25 protein-coding genes, 4 tRNA genes and 1 pseudogene are annotated in these 23,007 nt (G+C 69.7%); 11 read left to right on the forward strand and 19 right to left on the reverse strand.

Going from position 1 to position 23,007, the window contains the following annotated elements; translation table 11 throughout:
• Positions 1 to 36 precede the first annotated feature (36 nt).
• Positions 37 to 591 carry a 50S ribosomal protein L10 gene (rplJ, locus tag EIY87_RS19070; RefSeq protein WP_125310035.1) on the reverse strand — a complete coding sequence of 185 codons (555 nt, stop codon included), beginning with the start codon at positions 589 to 591 and terminating at the stop codon, positions 37 to 39.
• A gap of 309 nt (positions 592 to 900) precedes the next feature.
• Between rplJ and EIY87_RS19075 the strand changes: the two genes are divergently transcribed.
• Positions 901 to 1,725, forward strand: a complete 825-nt coding sequence (locus EIY87_RS19075; protein ID WP_125310037.1) for a hypothetical protein — start codon at positions 901 to 903, stop codon at positions 1,723 to 1,725.
• 4 nt (positions 1,726 to 1,729) lie between these two features.
• On the opposite strand, the gene EIY87_RS19080 is transcribed toward EIY87_RS19075, so the two are convergent.
• The 6 genes from EIY87_RS19080 to EIY87_RS19105 form a co-directional block, all read right to left on the reverse strand.
• Positions 1,730 to 2,503, reverse strand: a complete 774-nt coding sequence (locus tag EIY87_RS19080) for an alpha/beta fold hydrolase (protein ID WP_125310040.1) — start codon at positions 2,501 to 2,503, stop codon at positions 1,730 to 1,732.
• A 70-nt stretch (positions 2,504 to 2,573) separates the two neighbouring features.
• Complete coding sequence (gene rplA / locus EIY87_RS19085) at positions 2,574 to 3,293, reverse strand: 50S ribosomal protein L1 (protein ID WP_125310042.1); 720 nt, start codon at positions 3,291 to 3,293, stop codon at positions 2,574 to 2,576.
• 78 nt (positions 3,294 to 3,371) lie between these two features.
• Positions 3,372 to 3,809 (reverse strand): 50S ribosomal protein L11, encoded by a 438-nt coding sequence (gene rplK / locus EIY87_RS19090; RefSeq protein WP_043781763.1) that lies wholly within the window; start codon positions 3,807 to 3,809, stop codon positions 3,372 to 3,374.
• Positions 3,810 to 3,884: 75 nt separating this feature from the next.
• Positions 3,885 to 4,700: a transcription termination/antitermination protein NusG gene (nusG, locus tag EIY87_RS19095; RefSeq protein ID WP_125310044.1), complete on the reverse strand. Its 816-nt coding sequence runs from the start codon at positions 4,698 to 4,700 to the stop codon at positions 3,885 to 3,887.
• A 64-nt stretch (positions 4,701 to 4,764) separates the two neighbouring features.
• Positions 4,765 to 5,205 carry a preprotein translocase subunit SecE gene (secE, locus tag EIY87_RS19100; protein WP_086860701.1) on the reverse strand — a complete coding sequence of 147 codons (441 nt, stop codon included), beginning with the start codon at positions 5,203 to 5,205 and terminating at the stop codon, positions 4,765 to 4,767.
• A gap of 26 nt (positions 5,206 to 5,231) precedes the next feature.
• Positions 5,232 to 5,304 (reverse strand) — tRNA-Trp (locus EIY87_RS19105).
• Between the two features lie 206 nt (positions 5,305 to 5,510).
• On the opposite strand from EIY87_RS19105, the gene EIY87_RS19110 reads away from it, so the two are divergent.
• A complete protein-coding gene (locus EIY87_RS19110) occupies positions 5,511 to 6,431 on the forward strand; it encodes a TIGR03619 family F420-dependent LLM class oxidoreductase (RefSeq protein ID WP_125310046.1) in 921 nt (306 codons plus the stop codon).
• 4 nt (positions 6,432 to 6,435) lie between these two features.
• Here EIY87_RS19110 and EIY87_RS19115 read toward each other — a convergent pair whose 3' ends face one another.
• On the reverse strand, positions 6,436 to 6,651 hold the full coding sequence (locus EIY87_RS19115; RefSeq protein ID WP_125310049.1) for a hypothetical protein: 216 nt from the start codon (positions 6,649 to 6,651) through the stop codon (positions 6,436 to 6,438).
• A 159-nt stretch (positions 6,652 to 6,810) separates the two neighbouring features.
• Between EIY87_RS19115 and EIY87_RS19120 the strand changes: the two genes are divergently transcribed.
• Positions 6,811 to 7,716 carry an SGNH/GDSL hydrolase family protein gene (locus tag EIY87_RS19120; RefSeq protein ID WP_125310052.1) on the forward strand — a complete coding sequence of 302 codons (906 nt, stop codon included), beginning with the start codon at positions 6,811 to 6,813 and terminating at the stop codon, positions 7,714 to 7,716.
• Here the strand turns inward: EIY87_RS19120 and EIY87_RS19125 are convergent.
• From EIY87_RS19125 to EIY87_RS19150, 6 genes are all read right to left on the reverse strand, one after another.
• A complete protein-coding gene (locus EIY87_RS19125; protein ID WP_125310054.1) occupies positions 7,713 to 8,111 on the reverse strand; it encodes a MaoC family dehydratase in 399 nt (132 codons plus the stop codon). The genes EIY87_RS19120 and EIY87_RS19125 overlap by 4 nt on opposite strands.
• A complete protein-coding gene (locus tag EIY87_RS19130) occupies positions 8,108 to 8,557 on the reverse strand; it encodes a MaoC family dehydratase N-terminal domain-containing protein (RefSeq protein ID WP_158641311.1) in 450 nt (149 codons plus the stop codon). Before EIY87_RS19130 ends, EIY87_RS19125 begins: the two co-directional genes overlap by 4 nt.
• 76 nt (positions 8,558 to 8,633) lie before the next feature.
• Positions 8,634 to 8,798, reverse strand: coding sequence for a 50S ribosomal protein L33 (rpmG, locus tag EIY87_RS19135; RefSeq protein WP_005152047.1), 165 nt, complete (start codon positions 8,796 to 8,798; stop codon positions 8,634 to 8,636).
• A 49-nt stretch (positions 8,799 to 8,847) separates the two neighbouring features.
• A tRNA-Met gene (locus EIY87_RS19140) sits at positions 8,848 to 8,920 on the reverse strand.
• Between the two features lie 50 nt (positions 8,921 to 8,970).
• Positions 8,971 to 9,043: transfer RNA gene (locus EIY87_RS19145), tRNA-Thr, on the reverse strand.
• A gap of 79 nt (positions 9,044 to 9,122) precedes the next feature.
• Complete coding sequence (locus EIY87_RS19150) at positions 9,123 to 11,780, reverse strand: putative bifunctional diguanylate cyclase/phosphodiesterase (protein ID WP_125310056.1); 2,658 nt, start codon at positions 11,778 to 11,780, stop codon at positions 9,123 to 9,125.
• A gap of 237 nt (positions 11,781 to 12,017) precedes the next feature.
• Between EIY87_RS19150 and EIY87_RS19155 the strand changes: the two genes are divergently transcribed.
• From EIY87_RS19155 to EIY87_RS19170, 4 genes are all read left to right on the forward strand, one after another.
• Entirely contained in the window at positions 12,018 to 12,956 is a 939-nt protein-coding gene (locus EIY87_RS19155; protein ID WP_404800063.1) for a GNAT family N-acetyltransferase, read from the forward strand.
• Between the two features lie 69 nt (positions 12,957 to 13,025).
• Positions 13,026 to 13,880: an SAM-dependent methyltransferase gene (locus tag EIY87_RS19160; RefSeq protein ID WP_125310060.1), complete on the forward strand. Its 855-nt coding sequence runs from the start codon at positions 13,026 to 13,028 to the stop codon at positions 13,878 to 13,880.
• 100 nt (positions 13,881 to 13,980) lie between these two features.
• Positions 13,981 to 16,383 carry an endopeptidase La gene (gene lon, locus EIY87_RS19165; protein ID WP_125310062.1) on the forward strand — a complete coding sequence of 801 codons (2,403 nt, stop codon included), beginning with the start codon at positions 13,981 to 13,983 and terminating at the stop codon, positions 16,381 to 16,383.
• Positions 16,384 to 16,658: 275 nt separating this feature from the next.
• Positions 16,659 to 16,892 (forward strand): hypothetical protein, encoded by a 234-nt coding sequence (locus EIY87_RS19170; RefSeq protein WP_125310064.1) that lies wholly within the window; start codon positions 16,659 to 16,661, stop codon positions 16,890 to 16,892.
• A gap of 43 nt (positions 16,893 to 16,935) precedes the next feature.
• Here EIY87_RS19170 and EIY87_RS19175 read toward each other — a convergent pair.
• Positions 16,936 to 17,018: transfer RNA gene (locus EIY87_RS19175), tRNA-Tyr, on the reverse strand.
• Between the two features lie 129 nt (positions 17,019 to 17,147).
• On the opposite strand from EIY87_RS19175, the gene EIY87_RS19180 reads away from it, so the two are divergent.
• Entirely contained in the window at positions 17,148 to 17,639 is a 492-nt protein-coding gene (locus tag EIY87_RS19180; protein WP_086860720.1) for a YajQ family cyclic di-GMP-binding protein, read from the forward strand.
• Between the two features lie 31 nt (positions 17,640 to 17,670).
• Here the strand turns inward: EIY87_RS19180 and EIY87_RS19185 are convergent, their stop codons facing one another.
• Both EIY87_RS19185 and EIY87_RS19190 read right to left on the reverse strand, forming a co-directional pair.
• Positions 17,671 to 18,138 carry a tyrosine-type recombinase/integrase gene (locus EIY87_RS19185; RefSeq protein ID WP_225439940.1) on the reverse strand — a complete coding sequence of 156 codons (468 nt, stop codon included), beginning with the start codon at positions 18,136 to 18,138 and terminating at the stop codon, positions 17,671 to 17,673.
• Positions 18,139 to 18,142: 4 nt separating this feature from the next.
• Positions 18,143 to 18,862 carry a restriction endonuclease gene (locus EIY87_RS19190; RefSeq protein ID WP_125310066.1) on the reverse strand — a complete coding sequence of 240 codons (720 nt, stop codon included), beginning with the start codon at positions 18,860 to 18,862 and terminating at the stop codon, positions 18,143 to 18,145.
• 154 nt (positions 18,863 to 19,016) lie between these two features.
• Here EIY87_RS19190 and EIY87_RS48370 point away from each other — a divergent pair.
• Positions 19,017 to 19,085, forward strand: a pseudogene (locus EIY87_RS48370) (DUF520 family protein); the annotation flags it as partial.
• A 34-nt stretch (positions 19,086 to 19,119) separates the two neighbouring features.
• Here the strand turns inward: EIY87_RS48370 and EIY87_RS19200 are convergent.
• A complete protein-coding gene (locus tag EIY87_RS19200; protein WP_125310068.1) occupies positions 19,120 to 19,785 on the reverse strand; it encodes a hypothetical protein in 666 nt (221 codons plus the stop codon).
• A gap of 179 nt (positions 19,786 to 19,964) precedes the next feature.
• Here EIY87_RS19200 and EIY87_RS19205 point away from each other — a divergent pair, with 179 nt between their 5' ends.
• A complete protein-coding gene (locus tag EIY87_RS19205; protein ID WP_191984171.1) occupies positions 19,965 to 21,101 on the forward strand; it encodes a sialidase family protein in 1,137 nt (378 codons plus the stop codon).
• Between the two features lie 75 nt (positions 21,102 to 21,176).
• A complete protein-coding gene (gene rfbA, locus EIY87_RS19210; RefSeq protein WP_125310072.1) occupies positions 21,177 to 22,058 on the forward strand; it encodes a glucose-1-phosphate thymidylyltransferase RfbA in 882 nt (293 codons plus the stop codon).
• Here the strand turns inward: rfbA and htpX are convergent.
• A complete protein-coding gene (gene htpX, locus EIY87_RS19215) occupies positions 22,055 to 22,915 on the reverse strand; it encodes a zinc metalloprotease HtpX (protein ID WP_125310074.1) in 861 nt (286 codons plus the stop codon). The two genes, rfbA and htpX, sit on opposite strands and share 4 nt — an antisense overlap.
• Positions 22,916 to 23,007 lie beyond the last annotated feature (92 nt).

The raw sequence follows: 23,007 nt of genomic DNA on the forward strand, positions 1-23,007 counted from the left end.
CAGAAAAACGAACTAGACGTTCGGGGTGGGGGTGGTTCAGCTCTCGGCGGGTGCTTCGGCTGCTTCGGTACCGGCGGCGTTGCGCTGCTTCTCCTCCAGCGCGGCAGCCAGGCGGGCGACCTGGGACGCCGGCGCCTGGAACAGCGCGGCGGCCTGGGACAGCTTCGCCTTGAACGCGCCCGCCGCCTTGGCGAGCAGGACCTCACGGCTGTCGAGATCGGCGATCCGGTTGATCTCGTCCACGGACAGCGCTTTGCCGTCCATGTAGCCGCCCTTGATCACAAGCGCGTTGTTGTCCTTCGCGAAGTCGCGAAGCGCCTTGGCGGCGTCGACCGCTTCACCCTCGACGAAGGCGATGGCGGTGGCACCGACGAACAGGTCCTCGAGCCCCGTGACGCCCGCGTCTTCGGCGGCGCGCTTGACGAGGGTGTTCTTCGCGACCCGGTACTTGGCACTGGTGCCGAGAGCGCGGCGCAGCTGGGACAGCTGGGACACGGAGAGGCCGGTGTACTGGGTAACGACGGTGGCCGAGCTGTTGCGGAAGCTCTCCGCGATCTCGGCGACGGCCGCCACCTTGTCGGGCTTCGCCATGGTCGCCTCCTCTCTTGGCTAGTGTTTCCACTGGCGTCGAGGAGCCCCCAAACGACGAAACGCCCACGCGCAAGCAGGCGCGGGGCGTCGTACGGCACACGGTGGTGCCAGCCTCGTTCCTCCTGCGCGGGCCGCCCGGCGAATGCGGGACCTTCGTTCCCCACGGAAGCGGGGAAAACCAGCGGTCTTCGGTAGAACCGTCGACAACTATACCGGGTGGTTCGCCGACGCTTCTCCCGGGGGCCGCCCTGACCTGCGTTTAGGGCGGCTGGGGGTTCCCCGCGGCGCCCCGGAGGGCATCATGGTGACGTGGCGGAGCAGCGCGATGACGGAAAGCCGGGCTCGGAAGTCGAAGCGGCGGGCTCGAACCCGCCCGCACCTCCCCCGCCGATGGACCCGGCGCAGCTCGAGGAGTTCCGGCAGTTCCAGCAGTTCCAGGACTACTTGCGCTTCACCCAGTCCCAGCAGGGCAACGCCCCTGCGCCGGCCCCGGACGCCGGGGTGGTGCAGGCACCGCCGTCCCAGCCGCCGGTGATCCCGCCGGGTTACCAGCTCGTCCCGGCCGAGCGCCGCCGTGCGCCGAAGTGGGTGAGCTGGCTCGGGAAGAAGGTCATCGCGTGGGTGTTGGCGCTGGTGATCCTGGGGGTGGCGGGGACGTGGCTGTACAACCACTTCTTCCCGAACGACTCGGGGAAGACGTCGGCCCAGCTCGCCCAGGAGGGCGGCGGGAAGTACCAGACCAACCACATCCTTTCGACCAGCCCGTACGAAGCCGTCCGAGAGGTCTACGACGCCGTCGCGCAGAACCTCGTGCCGCAGGCGTGCGGGCGGATGGACGAGCCGATCCAGCAGAAGTTCGCCCAGGACCTGGGCTACGCGGACTGCCAGGTCGCGGTGCACGAGCTGAACCGCAAGGTCACCAGCAAGAACAAGTACGCCGAGTCGATGCCGTCCTACGTCTCGGAGCCCGTTCCGGGTGACCGCTTCACGATCAGCTCGTGCCAGTTCGGCATCGAGGGCGGCCCCGCACTCGGCGCGTTCACCGTGCAGAAGGTCGAAAAGGGCCAGTGGCTCATCACGGCCCACACGAACGAGCCGAACCCGTGCCCGGCGCCGACACCCACGACCCGCTAGGCCGTCAGCGCGGGTGGGGTGCCGACAGGAACGCCACCAGTGCCTCCGAAAACGCCGGGGACATCACCGCCGTCATGTGGTCGCCAGGGATGCGGACCAGGCGGGCCCCCGCGATCGCCGCCGCCAGTCTTTCCGGTTCCGCCGCCAGCTGGTCCTGATCACCGGCCAGCACCAACGTCGGCACGCCGATCGACGACAGGTCCAAGTGCCCTTCCTTCGACGCCAGCGCCACCGCCGCCAGCGCGCGCCGGTCGCCGCCCGTTGCATCGGCCAGGAGGCGGAACGGGACGCCCGAGGGCGGGACCGTCGAAGGGTCCTCGGCCAGCAGCGCCGAAGCGATGTCCGCCGGCTTCACCACCCTGAGGTCGACGCCGCCGAAGTCGACGATGCCCGAGCCGACGCCGCCGGTGGCCAGGCAGCGGATGCGCTTGTCCGCCGCCGTCGCGGAGAGGGCGATGATCGCGCCCATCGAGTAGCCGACCATCGAGACCTCGTCGAGGGCCAGCTCGTCCAGCAGCGCCGAGACGTCGCGGGCCATCGTGTCTTCGGTGTAGCGGGCCTCGTCGTGGGGCTTCTCCGAACGGCCGTGGCCGCGCGCGTCCAGGGAGATCACGGTCAGGCCGGCGGAGCGCAGCGCCGCCACGACGCCGGTGGAGATCCAGTTCGCGTTCGTGTCGGCCGCGAAGCCGTGTTGGAGCAGCACCGGGCGGTGGGCGCCGTCGCCCTCCCACACGGTGTAGTTCAACCGGAGCCCGTCGAACGACGCGAAAGTCGGCATGGCGTCCATCAGACACGAAAAAAGGGCGCCCCCGCAGCAAGCAGGGGCGCCCTTTCTGGTGATCTCAGACTCAGACGGCAGCTTCCTCGGTGAGGAGGTTGCGGGTCCGCAGCGGGTCGACCGGGATGCCCGGGCCCATCGTCGTGGTGAAGGTGACCTTCTTCAGGTAGCGGCCCTTCGCCGAGGACGGCTTGGCGCGGAGGATCTCGTCCAGCGCGGCGGCGTAGTTCTCGACCAGCTTCTCCGTGTCGAAGGAAGCCTTGCCGATCACCAGGTGCAGGTTGGCCTGCTTGTCGACGCGGAAGTTGATCTTACCGCCCTTGATGTCCTTCACGGCCTTCTCGACCGCGGGGGTCACCGTGCCGGTCTTCGGGTTCGGCATCAGGCCACGCGGGCCGAGGATGCGGGCGATGCGGCCCACCTTGGCCATCTGGTCCGGCGTCGCGATCGCGGCGTCGAAGTCGAGCCAGCCACCCTGGATGCGCTCGATCAGTTCGTCGGTGCCGACCGCGTCCGCGCCGGCGGCTTCGGCCTCGGCGGCCTTGTCGCCGACGGCGAAGACGATGACGCGGGCGGTCTTACCGGTGCCGTGCGGCAGGTTCACGGTGCCGCGGACCATCTGGTCGGCCTTGCGGGGGTCCACACCGAGACGCATCGCGACCTCGACGGTCGCGTCCATCTTGGTCTTGGAGGTCTCCTTCGCCAGCTTCGCGGCCTCGAGCGGCGCGTACAGGCGCGCCTTGTCGACGAGTTCCGCAGCCTGGCGGTAAGCCTTGCTGTGCTTGGTCATGCTTCTGTCCTTACTTCAAAAACGGATCAGTGTGGTGTCAGAGCCAGCACCCGGCTCTCCCACGTGGTGCTGCGAACGTCAGGCGTCGACGACCGTGATGCCCATCGAACGAGCAGTGCCGGCGATGATCTTCGCGGCCTGGTCGATGTCGTGCGCGTTGAGGTCGGTCTCCTTGGTCTTGGCGATCTCGCGGACCTGGTCCCAGGTGACCTTGGCGACCTTGGTCTTGTGCGGCTCGCCGGAGCCCTTCTCCACGCCCGCGGCCTTCAGCAGCAGCTTGGCGGCCGGCGGCGTCTTCAGCTTGAAGTCGAACGACCGGTCTTCGTACACGGAGATCTCGACCGGGACGACGTCCCCGCGCTGCGACTCGGTCGCGGCGTTGTAGGCCTTGCAGAACTCCATGATGTTGACGCCGTGCTGACCCAGCGCCGGGCCGACCGGCGGCGCGGGGTTGGCCGCACCCGCCTTGATCTGCAGCTTGATGATCGCCGCAAGCTTCTTCTTCTTGGGTGGCATTTCTTTTCCTGTCCTGTACTACGTTCCCCGCGTACCTGCCGTGGACGTGGGGACTGCGGCCGGGGAGGCCGGCCGTCAGATCTTGGAGACCTGGTTGAACGACAGCTCGACCGGGGTCTCCCGGCCGAAGATCGACACCAGGACCTTCAGCTTCTGCCCGTCGACGTTGACCTCGGAGATCGTCGCCGGCAGCGTCGCGAACGGGCCGTCCATGACCGTGACCGACTCGCCGACCTCGAAGTCGACCTCGACGGCCGGGGCGCCCAGCGGCGCGGACGCGGCGGCCTCGCCCTTGCTGGCCTTGGCCGGGGCTTCCTTCTCGACCTGCGGGGCGAGGAACTTCAGCACCTCGTCCACGGTCAGCGGCGACGGCCGCGAGGTGGCGCCGACGAACCCGGTGACGCCCGGCGTGTTGCGCACCGCGCTCCACGAGGCGTCGTTCAGGTCCATCCGGACCAGGATGTAGCCGGGCAGCACCTTGCGCTGCACCTGCTTGCGCTGGCCGTTCTTGATCTCGGTGACCTCTTCGGTCGGGACCTCGATCTGGAAGATGTAGTCCTCGACGTCCAGGGTCTGCGTCCGGGTTTCGAGGTTGGTCTTCACCTTGTTCTCGTAACCGGCGTACGAGTGCACGACGTACCACTCGCCGGGCGCGGCGAGGAGCTCGGCGCGCAGCTTGGCGACCGGGTCCTCGTCGTCCGCCTCGGGCTCGGTGGCCTCTTCGGCCACGTCGTCGCCGTCTGCGTCAACGGAAGCGGCTTCGTCGACCTCGTCGGACACCTCGACGGGCTCCAGGTGCTCGGACTCCTCGTCACCGAGTGCCGCGTGCACCTGCTCGTCGGAAAGCTCGGTCAGGTCGTGACCGGCTGATGTGCCGTTGTCGGAGGTCACGTTCCGTCCTCTCAGTTGATCATTGCCGGGTCGGTCAGGCCGGCCCGCACGGCACGGCGGCGGGTCAGCCGAAGATCGCGCCGATGCCCTTCTTGAACGCGAAGTCCAAGACGCTCACCAGTGCCACCATGAACACCACGAAGACCAGCACGACCGCGGTGTAGGTGACCATCTGCTTGCGGTTGGGCCAGATGACCTTGCGCAGCTCCGCCCACACCTCGCGGATGAAGCGCATCAGCCGTGCGAACACGGAGGCCTTCTTCGCCTTCTGATCCCGCTTCGGAGTCGGAGCGCCCTTGGCGTCGGGGGCGGTCTTCTCCCCCGACTTCCCGGCCGGGCGGGTCTTGTCGTCCGCACGTGCCGCGGACTTGCCCGCCGGACGAGCGGTCGCACGGCGCTCACGCCGGGCAGCGGCTGTGACGGGACGGGACGGGCTCTCGGGCTTCTGCCCGTTGCCGTCCTGCTCCTGCTCGCCGCCGCTGGCGTCGCTGTCGCTCACGACCACTCCTCCGCTCCACCAGTTCCGTTACGCAGGGGTGACAGGACTTGAACCTGCAACCTGCGGTTTTGGAGACCGCTGCTCTGCCAATTGAGCTACACCCCTGTGGAGCCCCGATCGCTCGGAGCCCCGGAGGACGCATTCCATCATCCCCACCATCCAGGCGGGGATGACCGTAGTGCGTTCCAAGTCCCGAAGTCTACGGCAAGCCTCACGAGAGCCCGCAACCGCGCCCCCCGATCGACCGCCGTACCCCGGCCGGCCTGCGGAAAACTCCCCGCCGGCCCCGTGATCATGCCAGGATGTCCGCCATGACGGACACCCCCGGTCGGAGGGTGGTGGCCGGGACCCGCCTGGGGCTCGCGCTGCCCCAGTACGGCGCCCTCGCCGACCCCGCCGCCGTCGCGCGCTTCGCGACCGCCGCGGAGGACCTCGGCTTCGGCTCGCTCTGGGTCGGCGACCGGATCCTGACGCCCCGGGAGCCGTCGGACCTGTACCCCGGCGGCGGGACGCCGGAGCAGCCGTACCCGAAGGAGTTCGAGACCTTCGCCGACCCGTTCACGACGCTGGCCACCGCGGCCGCCGTGACCCGCACGGCCCGCCTCGGGATGAGCGCGCTGACCGGCCCGGTCTATTCCCCGGTCCTGCTCGCCAGGGCCCTGACCTCGCTCGACCTGGCCAGTTCGGGACGGCTCGACGTCGGCTTCGGGCTCGGCTGGCTGCGCGAGGAGTACTTCGCGACCGGCGTCCCGTGGGAAGGCCGGGGCAAGCGGCTCGACGCGGTGCTCGACGCGCTGGAGGCGCTCTGGACCGGCGATCCGGTGGCGCACGAAGGCCCGCAGTGGCGGATCGCGCCGTCGACGGTCGGCCTGCGCCCGGCGCAGGACCCGCGGCCGCCGGTGCTGCTCGGCGGGTTCTCCCCGCCGGCGCTGGCCCGGATCGGGCGCCGCGCGGACGGCTGGCTGGCCGGGTGGATGCCGAAGCAGCACCTCGACGGCCTCTGGTCGGTCGCGCTCGAAGCCGCCGAAAAGGCCGGGCGCGACCCCGGCACCCTGCGGCGGGTGGTGCGGATCAACCCGCGCGCGGGTACCGGGGTCGAGTCGGCCGGGGACGTCCTGCGGTGCCTGGACGTGGCCGGCGAGCTGGGCGTCTCGGAGGCCCTGGTGGACCTGCACTACGTCGCGAAGGACGTCGACCACGCCCTGGAGCTGGCGGCCGAGCTGGCCGCCTGAGCGGTCAGCTCTCGCTGTCGGCGAGGGCCGCGAGCGCCTGCGCCTTGACGGCGTACTTCCAGTTCGCGAGGTCGCGGATCGTCTTGATCTTCAGCTCGGCGAGCAGTTCGTCGTGCTTCGGCGTGAGCCCCTCGAGCGCCGACGGCGGGGCGTCCAGCAGCTCGTTGATCGTCTTGTCCTCGTAGGCCTTGTCGACGAGCTTGTTCAGGTTCAGGCTCACTGCGGCTTCCTGCCTTTCTCGCAACGGTTCGGAACGCGCACCACCCTCGTTGTGATTCTCGTCGCACGCAACAGCCGATCCCTCGATCAGGTTCACCCACCCGTCCGTCACCCGGATCGCCGCAGCCGAAACCGCCCCCGCTTCGGTAGAAACGACCGGGTGGCGAAGAAAAGCGGTGGGGGCGGCTGTCTCGTCGTGGTGCTCGTGCTCGCGCTACTCGGCTTCGGGTACTACAAGTGGCAGCACGGCTCGTCGTCGGCGCCACCGGACGGCGCGGACACCGGCGGCGGCAGCGGCCGCTACGTGGCGCTGGGCGACTCGTACACGTCTTCGCCGCGCACCGGGCGGCAGGCGGGCACCCCGGCGGGCTGCCAGCGCTCGGACGACAACTACCCGCACCTGGTCTCGGCGAGGCTGAAGCCGGCCCAGTTCGCCGACGTCAGCTGCGGCGGCGCGACCACCGCGCACCTGACCGCCCCGCAGAAGACGGACAACGGCACGAACCCGGCGCAGCTGGACGCCGTCACCAAGGACACGACGCTGGTGACCCTCGGCATCGGCGGCAACGACGTCGGCTTCTTCGCGTACGCGGCGGGCTGCGCGACGGCGCACTCGACCGCGTCCCCGTGCAGGGACAAGCTCACCGCGGGCGGCCACGACCAGCTCGCCGAGCGGATCGACGCGGCCGCCCCGAAGGTCGGCGCGGTCCTCGACCGCATCCACGACAAGGCCCCGAAGGCGAAGGTCGTGGTCGTCGGCTACCCGACGGTCCTCCCGGACGGCGACGGCTGCTGGCCGGTCCTGCCCTTCGGCAGCGGCGACATCGCGTACTTCCGCGAAGCGCTCGGCAAGCTGAACAAGATGCTCGAGGACCAGGCGGACAGCCACCGCGCGGGCTACGCGGACACCGCGACCCCCGGCAAGGGCCACGACGTCTGCTCGGCGTCGGACACGCGCTGGGTGGAGGGCCTGCTGCCCGCGTCGCCGGCCGCCCCGCTGCACCCGAACGCGCGGGGCGAGCAGGGCATGGCCGACGCCGTGCTGGCGGTGCTGAAGCTGCCTTAGACCCGGACGACGGCCTGCGGCTTGCCCAGCACCGTCTTGCCGTCGAACTTCACCACGAGGTCGATCCGCGCGGTCCCGTCGCCGGTGACCTCGCCGACCTTCCCGGTGATCTCCACGAGCGCGCCTTCCGGCGTGTTCGGGACGACGACCGGACGGGTGAAGCGGGCGCTGAAGTCGACCAGGCGGCCCGGGTCGCCGAGCCAGTCGGTCACGACGCGGCCGGACACGGCCATCGTCAGCATGCCGTGGGCGATGACGTCCGGGAGGCCGACGTCCTTCGCGAACGCCTCGTTCCAGTGGATCGGGTTGAAGTCCAGCGCCGCGCCGGCGTAGCGCACCAGCTGTTCGCGGGTGATCCGGACCTCGAGGGCGGGCAGTTCGTCGCCGGTGTTCACGCGGCCTCCCCCCGGACCACGAGCTGGGCGCGCGTGGTGGCGATGTGGGCGCCGTCGCCGTCGGTGATTTCGGCGCGCAGGTTGATGAAGTCGTTGCCGGCCCTGGCCATGATCCGGTCGATGTGGGTGGTCAGCAGCAGCGTGTCGCCGGCGTGGGCCGGGCGGCTGTAGCTGAACTGCTGGTCGCCGTGGACCATCCGCGAGTAGTCGAGGCCGAGCTCGGGGTCGGAGACGATCTGGTTGATCGACGCGAGGTTGACGATCGTGAGGAACGTCGGCGGCGCGATCACGTCCGGGTAGCCGGCCGCCTTCGCGGCTTCGGGGTCCCGGTAGAGCGGGTTCGCGTCACCGATCGCGTCGGCGAACTCCCGGATCTTCTCCCGGCTCACTTCGTAGCTGGTCTGCGGCGGGTAGACCCGCCCGGTGAACGACTCGTCCAAAGGCACCCGAGGAGGCTACCAACAGCAAAGAGCCGCCCCGGTGGTCCAGGGCGGCTCTTCGAAGCTGGTGAACGCGTACGCGTCAGCGGGTTTCCTTGTGCGTCCGGTGCGTACCGCAGTTCGGGCAGAACTTCTTCATCTCCAGGCGATCCGGGTTGTTGCGCCGGTTCTTCTTGGTGATGTAGTTGCGGTGCTTGCACTCTTCGCACGCCAGCGTGATCTTGGGTCGCACGTCGGTGGCAGCCACAGCGTTTCCTTCTCTCTCAGGTCCGGGGGCCAGCCCCGTCGTTACCGCGTAGCGGTGGCCGGACTTGAACCGGCGACACAGCGATTATGAGCCGCTTGCTCTGCCAACTGAGCTACACCGCCCTTACATGACCCAAGCCGCGACACGCAGGCGTGACGCGGCTGAGGTCGAGAGCCCCTTTACGGAATCGAACCGTAGACCTTCTCCTTACCATGGAGACGCTCTGCCGACTGAGCTAAAGGGGCCTGCCTCTCGCGAGGACTTGGAAAGATTAGCAAGGGCGGTCACCCGGCCGTGCAACCGGGGTCGCTTAACCGCAAAACCTCAGGTCAGCAGGGTCAGCACGGTCTCCGAGTGCCGCCCCGGCGAGCGCGCGGTGCGGGCCTGCAGCCACGCCTCCAGGCGGTCTTCCGGCAGCGGCCGCGAGATCAGGTAGCCCTGGGCGACGTCGCAGCCCATCGCCTCCAGCTGGTCGCGCGCGACGTCCTCCTCGACGCCCTCCGCCACCACCGTCAGCCCGAGCGAATGCCCGAGCTCGACGATCGAGCGGACCACCGCGAGGTCGCCGAGGTCGGTGCCCATCCCGAGGACGAAGCTCTTGTCGATCTTGACCTGGTCGACCGGCAGCTGCCGCAGGTACGCCAGCGACGAGTAGCCGGTGCCGAAGTCGTCCACCGCCAGCACGATGCCCAGCGAGTGCAGCTCGCGCAGGATCGGCAGCGCCTTCTGCGGGTCGGACATCACGCCGGACTCGGTCAGCTCGAACGTCAGCAGCTCCGGCGGGATGCCGTGGTGCTCCAGCTCGCGGGCGACCTTGTTCGGGAAGTCCTCGTCGGCCAGGTTGCGCACCGACAGGTTGACCGCGACCGAGATCCGCAGGCCTTCGTCGAGCCACTTGCGGCAGCGCTTGAGCGCCTCGCCGAGCACGAACGACGTCAGCACGCCGATCAGGCCGGCCGCTTCGATGGCCGGGACGAACTCGTCCGGGCCGAGCCGCCCGAACTCCGGGTGCACCCAGCGGACGAGCGCCTCGACGCCGGCCACCTGCCGGTTGGGCAGGGTGATCTTCGGCTGGTAGTGGACGCTGACCTGGCCGTCCTCGAGGGACTGCCGGAACTGCGTGACCATCTGGAAGCGGCGCAGGAAGATCTGGCCCATGCTCGGCACGTAGCCGCGGACCTCTTCGCCGCCCTTCGTGGCGCGGACGGCGACGTCGGCGCGCTGCAGCAGGCCTTCGACGTCGACGACGTCGCCCGACTCCTCCGGAGTCGTCGTCGCGTAGCCGATCATCGCGTTCGCCTCGACCGAGAGCCGGTCGACCGGGTACGGCGCGGAAAGCCCTTCGCGCAGCCGTTCCGCCGCGTCGTGGGCGTCCTCCGGCGGGCAGCCGACGAGCAGGGCCGCGAAGGACGCGCCTTCCAGCCGGGCGAGCGGGACGTCGGGGCCGAGCGCGTCGCGGATGCGGCGGGCGGCGGCGATGACCATCCGGTCGGCCCAGGCGTAGCCCAGCGCGTCGCTGACCGTGGAGAAGACGTCGAGGTCGATGCGGAGCACCACGGCGTCGGTGGCGAACTCCCGCAGCGGTTCCTTCGCCACCTGCCGGAAGCCCAGCCGGTTGAGGTGCCCGGTGAGCGGGTCGTGGTAGGCGTCGTGGCGCAGCGTCGCCAGCAGCCGCCGGTTGTCCAGCGACGTCGCGAGGTGGCTGGCCATGGTGCCGAGCAGCTGGACGTCGTACTTGCCGAAGCCGCGCCAGCGGGACAGCCGGTCGTGCGCCTCGACGACGCCGAGCAGCTGGTTCGCGCTGCGCAGCGGCACGACGAGCGCCTCCTGGGCGCCGCGGTCGAGCAGCGCCGCGCGGACGTCGGGGTTGGCCTCGGTGATCCGGAAGTGCCGGACGTGCGCGCCGGGCAGCCGCAGCAGCGGGTCGTCGGCGGTGGGGTCGGCGGGCGGCAGCTCGTCGCCCGCGACGACGACGCGCAGCGGGTCCTTCGCCTCGAGCCGCAGCCGGAGCACCACGCGGCCGGCGGCGAGCTGGTCCTTGATGCGCTCGGCGATCGTCGCCCACTCGCGGACGTCGACGCCGCCGACGAGCTCGTCCGCGCGACCGGCCGGGCGGGCCGCGGCGAGCTGGCCGGAGCGGGCGACCATCAGGCTCACGTCGGAGAGCGCTTCCATGTCCCGCTGCTCGCGCAGCAGGTCCGAATAGGCCCAGTAGAGCGCGGTCAGGCCGAGGAAGACGGCGAGCACGAGCGGCCACGCCTTGGGCGTGTTCGAAATGACGAGGTAGCCCGAGAGGCCGACGGAGGCGTTGACGAACCCGACGACCAGGATCCGCGCGGTGAGCCGGACCGCGGTGCTGACGCGCATCCGGCGCCGCAGCACGCGGACCGCGGCCAGCGCGAGCAACGTGCTCACCAGCGGCGCGGTCAGGGTGCCCGCCAGCGCGGCGACCCACGGGAACTTGTCGCCGCCACCGGCGCCGACGGCGTACTTGACGAGCCCGGCGACGGCGAACGCGCCGGTGATCTCCAGCAGGAACGCGCCCGCGTTGTAGAGGACGCGGCCGGCGACCTTCCGCGCGAGCAGCGTGCCGATGCCGGCGACCAGGTGCGCGGCCAGCACGACCTCGAACGGCGCGATGAAGAAGCCGATGACGAGCGGGATCTCGGTGAACGAGATGGTCCACGAGATGCCGCTGCGGACGTCGACGTTGATGCCGAGCTGCTCGGCGAGCAGGAACGCGACCGCGAGCACCGGCCCGATCCACAGCAGCTTGCTGTCCCAGTGGAACGGTTGCCACGAGCCGACGGCGAACGCGGCGACGAGCCCCAGGCTCAGCACGGCGAAGGTGTAGGCGCGGAACCGGCGTTCGTCCGTGCGGGCTTCGGCGGAGGCGGCGGGTTGCGGTGGTGTCCCGGAAGCGGCTCCCGGCCCGGGCTGCGCCTGCGCGACGGCGTCGCCGTGGGCGTTGGTGTCCGGCATCCGACCTTCCCTCCCGGCTTGTCCACCGGTGCTGATCCGTGACTTCGGGTGTGGACAAGGGCCATACCGTACCCCGTAGGGCGTACCCGTGTCCCTTTCGAGACAGTAGGAGATCACCCCAGGGTTAACAATGCCTCGAACGCGCTGACCTGCGTGGACCAAGGAGTGAAACACGGGGTGCCGCCCTTCGAGCGGTCCTCCGCCCACGCGAGCCGCGATAGCGCTTGAATGTGCCCCATGCACAGCGATGCGATCGCCACCGAACACGCGGCCAGGCTCGCGGCGGTGGACTCCCTGCTCCCCGGCTCGACCCCGTTCGAAGCGGCCGAAAACGCCGTGGTCCTGGAGGTGGCGACGGGCGACTCCGCCGCGTCCGGGCTGGCTTCCCGCGTCCAGGTCGACCGCGACGCCCCCAACGCGCCCTGGCGCGCGCTGACCGAGCACCGCCTCGACCTCCAGCTCGCGGGACCCCGGCCGGCCGGTGCGCTCGACGCCCTCCTCACTCGATGGGATGAACATCTGCGCGCGGTCGCCGAGCACGGCGACACCGAGACCGCCGCGATCGTCCCCCGCGCGAGCCGGGACGCCGCCGGCGCGCGCGAAATGCTGCACCACGGCTTCGCGCCGCTGCGGGTGGTCGCGGTCCGGCCGGCCCAGCGGATGATCCCGGCGACGCCGCTCGGCACCCCCGGCGTCAAGATCCGCCGCGCCGAGCCCGGCGACCTCGAGACCGCCGTGGCGCTCGGCATGGAGCTGCACTCCTACGACGCCCAGTACGGCACGGTGAACTGGCGCACCGGCGTCGAGGACATCCTGGCCAAGGACCTGGCCGAGCAGCTGAACCGGCCGGAACCGCCACTGTGGATCGCCGAGCTGTACGGCCGCCCGCTCGGCATGGTGAGCGTCCAGCACCCGGGCGAGACCGGCTGGATCAGCGACCGCGTGGCCGCGGCCCGCGTCGGCTACCTGTCGTGGCTGGCCGTCGCGGAGGCGGCGCGCTCGTCCGGAGTCGGCACCGCGCTGGCCACCCACGCCCACCACGTCCTGGACGAGGAGGGCGCCGACGTCGTCCTGCTGCACCACGCCGCGGCGAACCCGCTGTCGACGCCGTTCTGGTACGCGCAGGGGTACCGGCCGTTGTGGACGTACTGGCAGCGCCGCCCGGCCGTGCGCTGAACGAACGGAGGATTACCCGCGCCGCGCGGTCCTTATAGGCTGGCGTCCGGAGAGTGAGGGGAGCCGGGAGTGAGCGACCAGCGGGATTCCGCGCCGAGAGCGCCCGAGGGCGTCGACACCGAGAAGCCGTCCGCGGCCCGGATCTACGACTGGTACCTGGGCGGTACCCAGAACTGGGCCGTGGACCGCGAGTTCGGCAGGCGCATGGAGCAGCAGTGGCCGCTGGTGCGGCCCGGCTCGAAGCAGAACCGCGAGTTCATGAACCGCGCGGTGCGGGCCGCCCTGCGCGCCGGGATCCGGCAGTTCATCGACCTCGGCTCCGGCGTCCCGACGGCCGGGAACGTGCACGAGGTCGTCGAGGCCGAGCTGCCCGAGGACCACGACGCCAAGGTCGTCTACGTCGACTACGAGCCGGTCGCCGTGGCGCACGCGACGCTGATCCTCGAAGAGGGCGCGGCGACCGACTGGGCCGGCATCGTCCAGGCGGACATGCGGGACCCGAAGGCCGTCCTGCGCGCGGAGGAGACGAAGCGGCTCATCGACTTTTCGCAGCCGGTCTGCCTGATGATGATGGCGGTGCTGCACTTCGTCGGCCCGGACGACGACCCCGAGGGCATCCTCGCGGCGTACCGCGAAAAGCTCGCGCCCGGCAGCTGGCTGGCCATCTCGCAGATGAGCGAGGGCGACGGCAGCGGCGAGACGCTCGAAGGCCTGCGCTGGTTCGTCGAGCAGTACCGCAAGACCAGCAACCCGGTCTGGCTGCGCGACCGCGAAGAGATCGAGCCGCTGTTCGGCGACTGGCCGCTGCTCGAACCGGGCATCGTGCACCTGCCGGACTGGCGGCCCGACCGGAAGCTGAACGCGCTGGAGGCGGAGGCCCGGCCGTACGCGTGGTGCGGCATCGCGGCCCGGCCAGGCGGCTGACCTGCGGTTTCCCCGATCGCTGTGGGCGAACGCACCATCGGAAACAAACACACCCATCGGAGAGTTGAGCTAGGGAGACTCAACTAACCGAGGAGTGCACATGTCCGACACCCGCCTCCTGCCCGTGCTCCCGCTCGATGACGACGTCGTGCTGCCGGGCATGGTCGTCCCGCTCGACCTGAGCGACACCGAGACGCGGGCCGCGGTGGAGTCCGCCCAGGCCAACACCCCCTCCCAGGCGTCCTTCCCCGGCATCCGGTCGACCGGGACCGCCAAGGCCGAGGTCCTCATCGTCCCGCGCGTCCACGGCGAGTACGCCGAGTTCGGCACCGTCGCCACGGTCGAGCGCATCGGCCGCGTGCCCGGCGGCAAGGCCGCCGTGCTGCTGCGCGGCACGTCCCGCGCGCTCGTCGGCCGGATCGCCGACGGCCCCGGCGCCGCCCGCTGGGTGCACGCCGAGGACGCCCCCGAGACCACGGACGACCAGACCGCGAAGCTCGCGGCCGAGTACAAGGCCGTCGTCATCTCGATCCTCCAGCAGCGCGGCGGCTGGCAGCTGATCGACGCCGTCCAGCAGGTCGAAGACGCGTCCGCGATCGCCGACCTGTCCGGCAACGCGCCGTACCTGTCCACCGACCAGAAGCTCGAGCTGCTCGGCGCCCTGGACGTCACCGCACGCCTGGAGAAGGCGCTCGAGTGGAGCAAGGAGCACCTGGCCGAGCTCGAGGTCACCGACACCATCCGCAAGGACGTCGCCGAGGGCATGGAGAAGCAGCAGAAGGAGTTCCTGCTGCGCCGCCAGCTCGAAGCGATCCGCAAGGAGCTCGGCGAGCTCGACGGCACCGCTCAGGACGACGACTACCGCGCCCGCGTCGAGGGCGCCGAGCTGCCCGACGCCGTCAAGAAGGCCGCGCTGGCCGAAGTGGACAAGCTGGACCGCACGTCCGAGCAGTCCCCCGAAGGCGGCTGGATCCGCACCTGGCTGGACACCGTCCTGGAGCTGCCCTGGAACGAGCGCACCGAGGACGTCTACGACATCGCGGCCGCGCGGGCCGTCCTGGACGCCGACCACGCCGGTCTCGACGACGTCAAGGAACGCATCATCGAGTACCTGGCCGTCCGGAAGCGCCGTGCGGAATCGGGCCTCGGCCCGGTCGGCGGACGTCGTTCGGGTGCCGTGCTCGCCCTCGCCGGTCCTCCCGGGGTCGGCAAGACGTCGCTGGGTGAGTCCGTCGCGAAGGCCATGGGACGCAAGTTCGTCCGGGTGGCGCTGGGCGGCATCCGCGACGAGGCGGAGATCCGCGGCCACCGCCGCACGTACGTCGGCGCGCTGCCCGGCCGGATCGTCCGCGCCATCAAGGAAGCCGGCTCGATGAACCCGGTCGTGCTGCTCGACGAGATCGACAAGGTCGGCGCCGACTACCGCGGCGACCCGACCGCGGCGCTGCTCGAAGTGCTGGACCCGGAGCAGAACCACACGTTCCGCGACCACTACCTCGAGGTCGAGCTGGACCTGTCCGACGTCGTGTTCCTGGCGACGGCCAACGCGCTCGAGACCATCCCCGGCCCGCTGCTGGACCGCATGGAGCTCGTCACGCTGGACGGCTACACCGAGCACGAGAAGGTCACCATCGCCCGCGACCACCTGCTCCCCCGCGAGCTGGAGCGCGCCGGCCTGGGCGCCACGGACGTCGTCTTGACGGACGCCGCGTTCAGCCGGATCGCCGCCGAGTACACCCGCGAGGCGGGCGTGCGCGACGCGAACCGCACGATCGCGAAGGTGCTGCGGAAGGTCGCGACGAAGGTGGCGCTGGACGAGGTTGCGCTGCCGCTTTCCATCGACGCGGCCGATCTGGACGCCTACCTGGGCCGCCCGCGGCACATCCCGGAGTCGTCGCTCCCGGCGTCGACGCAGCGCACGGCGACCCCGGGCGTGGCGACCGGCCTGGCGGTGACCGGCGCCGGCGGTGACGTCCTCTACATCGAGGCGTCGCTCGCCGACGAGGAGTCCGGCGCGTCCGGGCTGCAGCTGACCGGCCAGCTCGGCGACGTGATGAAGGAGTCGGCGCAGATCGCGCTGTCCTACCTGCGCTCGCACGGCGCGGAGCTGGAGCTGCCGGTGGGCGACCTGCGCAAGCGCGGCATCCACGTCCACGTCCCGGCGGGCGCGGTCCCGAAGGACGGCCCGTCGGCGGGCGTCACGATGACGACGGCGCTGGCGTCGCTGCTCTCGGGCCGCGTGGTCCGCGCGGACGTCGCGATGACCGGCGAGGTGTCGCTGACCGGCCGGGTGCTCCCGATCGGCGGCGTCAAGCAGAAGCTGCTGGCCGCGCACCGGGCGGGGATGAAGACGGTGATCATCCCGCAGCGCAACGAGCCGGACCTCGACGACGTCCCGGCCGAGGTGCTGGCCCAGCTGGACGTCCACGCGGTGGCGAACGTCCGCGAGGTCCTCGACCTCGCCCTGACCCCGGCGTCCACGCCGGTGCACCAGGCGGCGTAACCCCGAGCGCCGCCACCCGACGAACGGCCGGTTTCCCCCTTCCCCCTGGGGAAACCGGCCGTTCGCGTGCGGTCCCAGCGCACCGCGGCCGACCGTCCTTTCCGGACGGCCGGTCGGCGGGATCACGGCGGTCGTTACCGGTTCACGGAAGTATTTTTCCTCGCGGGCAAATCGACGACGAGGGTCATTCCTCGGCAATTCGCGCGATCGCGGCGCAGCCGACGAACATCGGCGGCCTGGCATGATGGAGTTCCGCTCGACGGCTAGGGGTTCCGATGGATCGCGAATACCGGTACTGGGCTTGGCTCTCCGAGGGCGAGCACTCCGTGGACGCCGCACGGGAGATCATCCGTACGTGGCAGGACCCCCGCGGCCTGGAGAAGGAGGAGTCCCACACCCCCGATGGCTGGCGCACGACGTGGACCTACCAGGACGTGCGGGACCAGCACAAGCGCGGCCACCTGCTGCCGATCACCGCCGAGGTCGCCGAACAGCGGACGCGGAGCTAGCCCACGAAAAAGCCCCGCACCGTGGTGCGGGGCTTTCGCTGGGTGGCGGGTGAGGGATTCGAACCCCCGTAGGCGTAAGCCAACTGGTTTACAGCCAGTCCCCTTTGGCCACTCGGGTAACCCGCCAAGGCCGGGCGAACCGGCCGGGGAGAAGCTTACCGAACGGGTTCGGGCGGGGGTCAACCGGGATACCCGTCCCCCGGTGGGGGCTAGGCTGGGTGGCCCCTGACAAGCGAGTACGAGGTGTGAGGACACGTGGCGGATCCCTCTTTCGACGTCGTGAGCAAGGTCGACCGCCAGGAGGTGGACAACGCGCTCAACCAGGCGAGCAAGGAGCTCGGAACGCGCTTCGACTTCCGCGGCACGGGCACGACGATCAACTGGTCCGGCGAGGAGGCGATCGCGATCGAGTCCGAGACCGAGGAGCGCGCCCTGGCCGCGGTCGAGGTCTTCAAGGAGAAGCTGATCAAGCGCAACATCTCCCTGAAGGCGTTCGAAGCGGGCGAGCCGGCCCTCTCGGGCAAGATCTACAAGATCGGCGGCAAGATCCTCCAGGGCATCGCCTCGGACAAGGCGAAGCAGATCGCGAAGTTCATCCGCGACGAAGGCCCGAAGGGCGTCCAGGCCCAGATCCAGGGCGACCAGCTGCGGGTGTCGGGCAAGAAGAAGGACCAGCTGCAGGACGTGATCGCGTTGCTGAAGGGCAAGGACTTCGAGATCGCGCTGCAGTTCACGAACTACCGGTGATCGATGGGCTCTGACCTGCGGGTATCTGGTTTCAGGTGCCCGTGGGTACAACCCCGGTACAACCGAGCGCGGAGTCCACGAGCGTCCGCGTCTGGTCCACCGCGTCCGGCCAGTAGCCGACGTAGGTGTTGAGCGTCACCGTGGGCGTGGTGTGGCCCATGGCGAGCTGGACGGTCTTGACGTTCGCTCCACCGAAGATCAGCACCGTGGCGAAGTAGTGCCGCAGGCCGAAGCCCTCCGGCAGGCCAGCGGCCTTCGCGGCCGGACGCCAGATATACGACCAGTCGGCCCGGTGGATCGGGCGGGCCGTCGCCTCGGGTGAACACCAGGTCGGCGGGCCGCCGGATCGGCCCGCGGGGGTCGGCCTCGTCGGCGATCTCCTCCGGCAGCGTCCGGAAGGTCTCCAGGTGGCCGCGCAGGGAGTTCGCGACCAGCGTCGGCAGGTCGTTCGCGCGGCGGCTGGTCTTGGGCTTTGCGTCCATGGTTGGCCAGACGGCATCTCGTTAATTGGTTCGATCCCGTTTTAGCTTTCTGCCCGGCGATGCGTAAGCCCGATCAAGCAGTTCTTCTAACTCGGCGACGAGTGGCTCAATTTCCTCATACAGCCCACTTGGCGACCCTGCCGAAAACCGGAAATGTCGGTACAGCAACGGCGCAAGTCCATCCAATAAAGGCGGAAACTTCCCCTTAAAGGCATCATTCAGGGCCGCCTCACTGGCTTCGATAACAAGGTTCCCCGAGTAGCCGGGCAGGCCAACCGGAGGCCTGAGACCGCAGTCAATCCGGGATTCTTTCTCCAACTCCCAGTACCTAGAGCGACACTCGTCCACGCGATCCTGCAACGCGCGCAGACTAGCCATTCCCAAGGAATAGGACGCCGAGTCCTTTAGCTCAACCAGTGAAGTAAGTTTTACGTTAGTTAGCTCGGCAGCCTCATGCGCGCCACTCTGAAAACCGCTTTCCGCCATCAACAAGCCGCGATCAGCACCGACATCCGAAACAATCTCTCGAAGTGCAAGCACGTGAAGCTTGGAAACCGGCTTACTCCAACGCTTACATTCGACAATCCACAACATATCAAAGCCAACGTGCTCAGACCTGACTACCACGTCAATGTCGTGCGACGTTCGAGCTCCGCTAATAGGAACGTTCGTCGCAGCATCAAGACCTAATCCTCGAAAAAATGAGGCGACTTCTTCCTGGTAGTCATCCCACTCGGCCATGCCCCATTATCCATCATGCAAGTACTCCGGCAGCAACATTCAGCCCCTCCGGTACAAATCCGGTACAGATGGCACCAACCAGCGACGACCGACGACGACCACCAACGGACACAAACCCGCAGCTCAGAGCCCCGCACCACGACATCGCCGCAGGCAGGACGTGATCGCGTTGCTGAAGGGCAAGGACTTCGAGATCGCGCTGCAGTTCACGAACTACCGCTGACGTCGCCGCGGGCACCCGGCCACCGGGTGCCCGCTCAAGACGGCGTCAACGTCCAGCTCGCCTCGTACCCATCCACCTTCAGGTACCCCGGCCCCCGCACATCCCGCTCCACCTGCACGTCCCCGATCTGGTTCAGCAGCAGGTCCCGGAAGTCCCCGGCATGGATCCACAGCGCGATGTTCCCCCGCGTCTTCGCCGTGAACCGCACCCGCGACACGCCCTCCGGCAGCCGCAGCACCGCCTCGCCCTTGCCCTTCGACTCCTGGCCCAGCACCACCGCGGGCAGGCTCCGGAAGTCCGAAATCGTCGCCGTCCACGCCGCGTTCGCGTGGACCGTCACCCGCTTCGTCGGGCGGTCCTCGTACGTGTTCAGCCACGTCGTGCCCTTGTACGCGCCGATCGCGTTGACCAGGCCGTGCTCGCCGCCGTCGGAGTCGATGATCACGTTGGACGTGCACTTCGGGCAGTCGAACGTGAAGAACCCCAGCTGGTCGGCGGGCCAGCTGGTCTCGAACTCGCCGCTGCCCTTGCCCGTGTGCGTCTCCGTCGGGACTTCGCGTGGCGCCGGGGGCGCGGTCGAGGTCGCGGTCGGCATCCGGACGGACGCGCCGGACACGGTCTCGATCGTCCCGTAGCCGCCGCCGGGGGCGCACCCCGCCGCCAGTGCCAGCACGACGACGCCGAACAGCCGTAGTTTCATCATTCCCCCTCCGGTGATCTTTCGACCGACCACACCTCCGCGTTACCGTCACGCGCCGCGACCGGTCACCCGATGGCGCACGGCAAACCCCCCGAACGCGCGAATGGGCCGTGTGACTGTCCACGGCGGACCCGATCAGCGTGTTGTAATCGCGCGGTCACGCCGTGGAGAGGGTCAGGATGCGCCGTTTTCTTGTCTTCGTGCTGCCGCTGACGCTCATCGCGACGTTGGTCACGCCCGCGAGCGCGGCCGAGCGCAAGCAGCTCGTGCCCGGCTACGGTTCGTACGCGCGGCTCATCCGGCTCGACCACTCGATCATCGGCCGCGGGCGCATCATCGCCACGCTGACCAGCGAAGACGCCGGCGGCAAGTTCACGCCGGTGCTGGAGAGCACCGACGAAGGCGAGTCGTTCCACAAGATCGGCGAGATCCACGACCCCGACGGCCGGTACGGCATGTGCTGCGGCACCGTCTACGAGCTGCCGCAGCGGGTCGGCAAGCTCCGCGCCGGCACGCTGCTGTGGGCCGCGTCCTACCGGCAGGACGCCGGGCCGCAGCGCCGCGTCGGGATCCGGATCTGGGCCAGCAAGGACGGCGGCCGCGCGTGGAGCTTCCTGTCCGAGGCCGCGCGGTCGCACAACATCGACGGCATCTGGGAGCCCGAGTTCACCGTCGACGCCGGCGGCACGCTCTGGCTCCACTACGCCGACGAGACGCAGGCGCCGAAGTACGCGCAGGTGCTCAACCGGGTCGCCTCGACCGACGGCGTGACCTGGGGCACCAAGCAGCTCACCATGGCGATCCCGCCCGACCGCGTCCGGCCCGGCATGCCGATCATCCGGCGGCTGCCCGACGGCCGGTACTACTTCGCCTACGAGATCTGCAACTACCGCGACCGCTACTGCGACCCGTACTTCAAGATCTCGGCCGACGGCGCCAACTGGGGCGACCCCGCCGACCCCGGCACCCGCGTGAACACCGCCAACGGCAACTACTTCCAGCACGCGCAGACGATCACGCTGTTCCCCGGCGGCCCGAACGGCGTGCGGATCGTCATGGTCGGGCAGATCTACACCAACGCCAAGGGCAAGCCGCAGCCGAACAACGGCCAGGTCCTGCTGGCGAACGACAACTTCGGGGCCGGGCACTGGTACGAACTGCCCGCTCCCGTGCACATCACCGGCATCTACAACAACTTCTGCCCCAACTACTCCTCGACGCTGCTGCCGGTCGACGACGGCAAGAACGTGCTGGAGATCGCCACCGAGTACAACCTGGGCTGCAAGGCCTACTTCGGCAAAGGACCGGCCTTCTAGCGCTTCTCGATCGGCCGCGCCGGCCCAGCCCGTAGGGTGGGGACGCAGTCGTGGCCGACGAGAGGGAGGCAGTTCATGAAGGGCATCGTGCTGGCCGGAGGCAGCGGGACCCGCCTGCACCCGATCACCCAGGCGGTGTCGAAGCAGCTGCTGCCGGTCTACGACAAGCCGATGGTCTACTACCCGATCTCGGTGCTGATGCTGGCCGGGATCCGCGAGATCCTCATCATCTCCACCCCCACCGACCTGCCGATGTTCCGCCGGCTGCTGGGCAGCGGCGACCAGTTCGGCGTCTCGTTCTCCTACGCCGAGCAGCCCAGCCCCAACGGCCTGGCCGAGGCGTTCGTGATCGGCGCGGACTTCATCGGCGACGACGACGTGGCGCTCGTGCTCGGCGACAACATCTTCTACGGCCAGGGCTTCTCCAGCCGCCTGCAGCAGGCCGTGCGCGAGCTCGACGGCTGCGTCCTGTTCGGCTACCCGGTGAAGGACCCCGAGCGCTACGGCGTCGGCGAGGTCGGCCCCGACGGCAAGCTGCGCACGATCGAAGAAAAGCCCGCGAAGCCGCGTTCGAACAAGGCGATCACCGGGCTGTACTTCTACGAGAACGACGTCGTCGAAATCGCGCGCTCGCTGAAGCCGTCGCGGCGCGGCGAGCTGGAGATCACCGACGTCAACCTGACCTACCTGCGGCAGGACCGGGCCACGCTGGTCGAGCTCAGCCGCGGGTTCGCCTGGCTCGACACCGGCACGCACGACTCGCTGCTCGAAGCCGGCCAGTTCGTGCAGGTGCTGGAGCACCGCACCGGCGTGCGCATCGCGTGCCTGGAGGAGATCGCGCTGCGGATGGGCTTCATCGACGCCCAGGAGTGCTACGCGCTGGGCGCGAAGCTGGCGAAGTCCGGCTACGGCGACTACGTCAAGGCGGTCGCCGTCGCGGCGGGAGCGTCGGCCTAGAAGCCGCCCGGCCCGCGGCGGGCCATTTCCTCGAGCCGCCGGATCCGGTCGGCGATCGGCGGGTGCGTGGAGAAGAGCTTGCTCAGGCCCTCGCCGGGGCGGAACGGGTTCGCGATCATCAGGTGCGACTGCGACACCAGCTGCGGCTCGGCCACCAGCGGCCGCGCCCGCGTGCCCGCGTCGAGCTTCCGCAGCGCCGAGGCCAGGCCCAGCGGGTCGCCGGTGAGCTCGGCGCCGGACGCGTCGGCCTGGTACTCCCGCGACCGGCTCACACCCATCCGGATCACGGCGGCCGCGATCGGCCCTACGAAGATCAACATGAGGCTGACCAGGGGACTGCCGTCGCGGTTGTTGCCCCCGAAGAACAGCGCGATGTTCGCGAGCACGCTGATCACGCTGGCCAGCGCGCCGGCCACGCACGAGATCAGGATGTCGCGGTTGTAGACGTGGGACAGCTCGTGCCCGAGCACGGCCCGCAGCTCGCGCTCGTCGAGCAGGTCGAGGATGCCGGTGGTGCAGCACACGGCCGCGTGCCGCGGGCTGCGGCCGGTGGCGAACGCGTTCGGCGCGACCGTCGGGCTCAGGTAGAGCTGCGGCATCGGCTGGCGGGCGACCTGCGCCAGCTCGCGCACGATCCGGTACATCGCGGGCTGCTCGACCTCGGACACCGGCCGCGCCCGCATCGCGCGCAGCGCCAGCTTGTCCGAGTTGAAGTACGCGTAGGCGTTCATCCCGAGCGCGATGAGCAGGCCGATGACCAGGGCACCGCGGCCGAAGAGCCCGCTGATCGCGATGATGATCGCCGACAGCAGGCCGAGCAGCAACGCCGTCTTGAGTCCGTTCTGGTGCCCGTGCACGCGCGCTCGCCTCCGTCCGCTCTGGAAGTGGGGTTACCCATCGGAAACAACGCGATCGGGCGACGCGAAGTTCCTTCACGTGAGCATCGCGC

Source organism: Amycolatopsis eburnea (genome assembly GCF_003937945.1).
In the GTDB taxonomy this organism is placed as follows: domain Bacteria; phylum Actinomycetota; class Actinomycetes; order Mycobacteriales; family Pseudonocardiaceae; genus Amycolatopsis; species Amycolatopsis eburnea.

Excerpts from the sequence above, each read along its gene's own strand:
- rplJ (WP_125310035.1), bottom strand. The coding sequence starts at position 591 with ATGGCGAAGCCCGACAAGGTGGCGGCCGTCGCCGAGATCGCGGAGAGC.
- EIY87_RS19080 (WP_125310040.1), bottom strand. The coding sequence starts at position 2,503 with ATGCCGACTTTCGCGTCGTTCGACGGGCTCCGGTTGAACTACACCGTG.
- rplA (WP_125310042.1), bottom strand. The coding sequence starts at position 3,293 with ATGACCAAGCACAGCAAGGCTTACCGCCAGGCTGCGGAACTCGTCGAC.
- rplK (WP_043781763.1), bottom strand. The coding sequence starts at position 3,809 with ATGCCACCCAAGAAGAAGAAGCTTGCGGCGATCATCAAGCTGCAGATC.
- EIY87_RS19110 (WP_125310046.1), top strand. The coding sequence starts at position 5,511 with ATGACGGACACCCCCGGTCGGAGGGTGGTGGCCGGGACCCGCCTGGGG.
- EIY87_RS19150 (WP_125310056.1), bottom strand. The coding sequence starts at position 11,780 with ATGCCGGACACCAACGCCCACGGCGACGCCGTCGCGCAGGCGCAGCCC.
- EIY87_RS19155 (WP_404800063.1), top strand. The coding sequence starts at position 12,018 with ATGCACAGCGATGCGATCGCCACCGAACACGCGGCCAGGCTCGCGGCG.
- lon (WP_125310062.1), top strand. The coding sequence starts at position 13,981 with ATGTCCGACACCCGCCTCCTGCCCGTGCTCCCGCTCGATGACGACGTC.
- EIY87_RS19170 (WP_125310064.1), top strand. The coding sequence starts at position 16,659 with ATGGATCGCGAATACCGGTACTGGGCTTGGCTCTCCGAGGGCGAGCAC.
- EIY87_RS19185 (WP_225439940.1), bottom strand. The coding sequence starts at position 18,138 with ATGCCGTCTGGCCAACCATGGACGCAAAGCCCAAGACCAGCCGCCGCG.
- EIY87_RS19190 (WP_125310066.1), bottom strand. The coding sequence starts at position 18,862 with ATGGCCGAGTGGGATGACTACCAGGAAGAAGTCGCCTCATTTTTTCGA.
- EIY87_RS19200 (WP_125310068.1), bottom strand. The coding sequence starts at position 19,785 with ATGAAACTACGGCTGTTCGGCGTCGTCGTGCTGGCACTGGCGGCGGGG.
- EIY87_RS19205 (WP_191984171.1), top strand. The coding sequence starts at position 19,965 with ATGCGCCGTTTTCTTGTCTTCGTGCTGCCGCTGACGCTCATCGCGACG.
- rfbA (WP_125310072.1), top strand. The coding sequence starts at position 21,177 with ATGAAGGGCATCGTGCTGGCCGGAGGCAGCGGGACCCGCCTGCACCCG.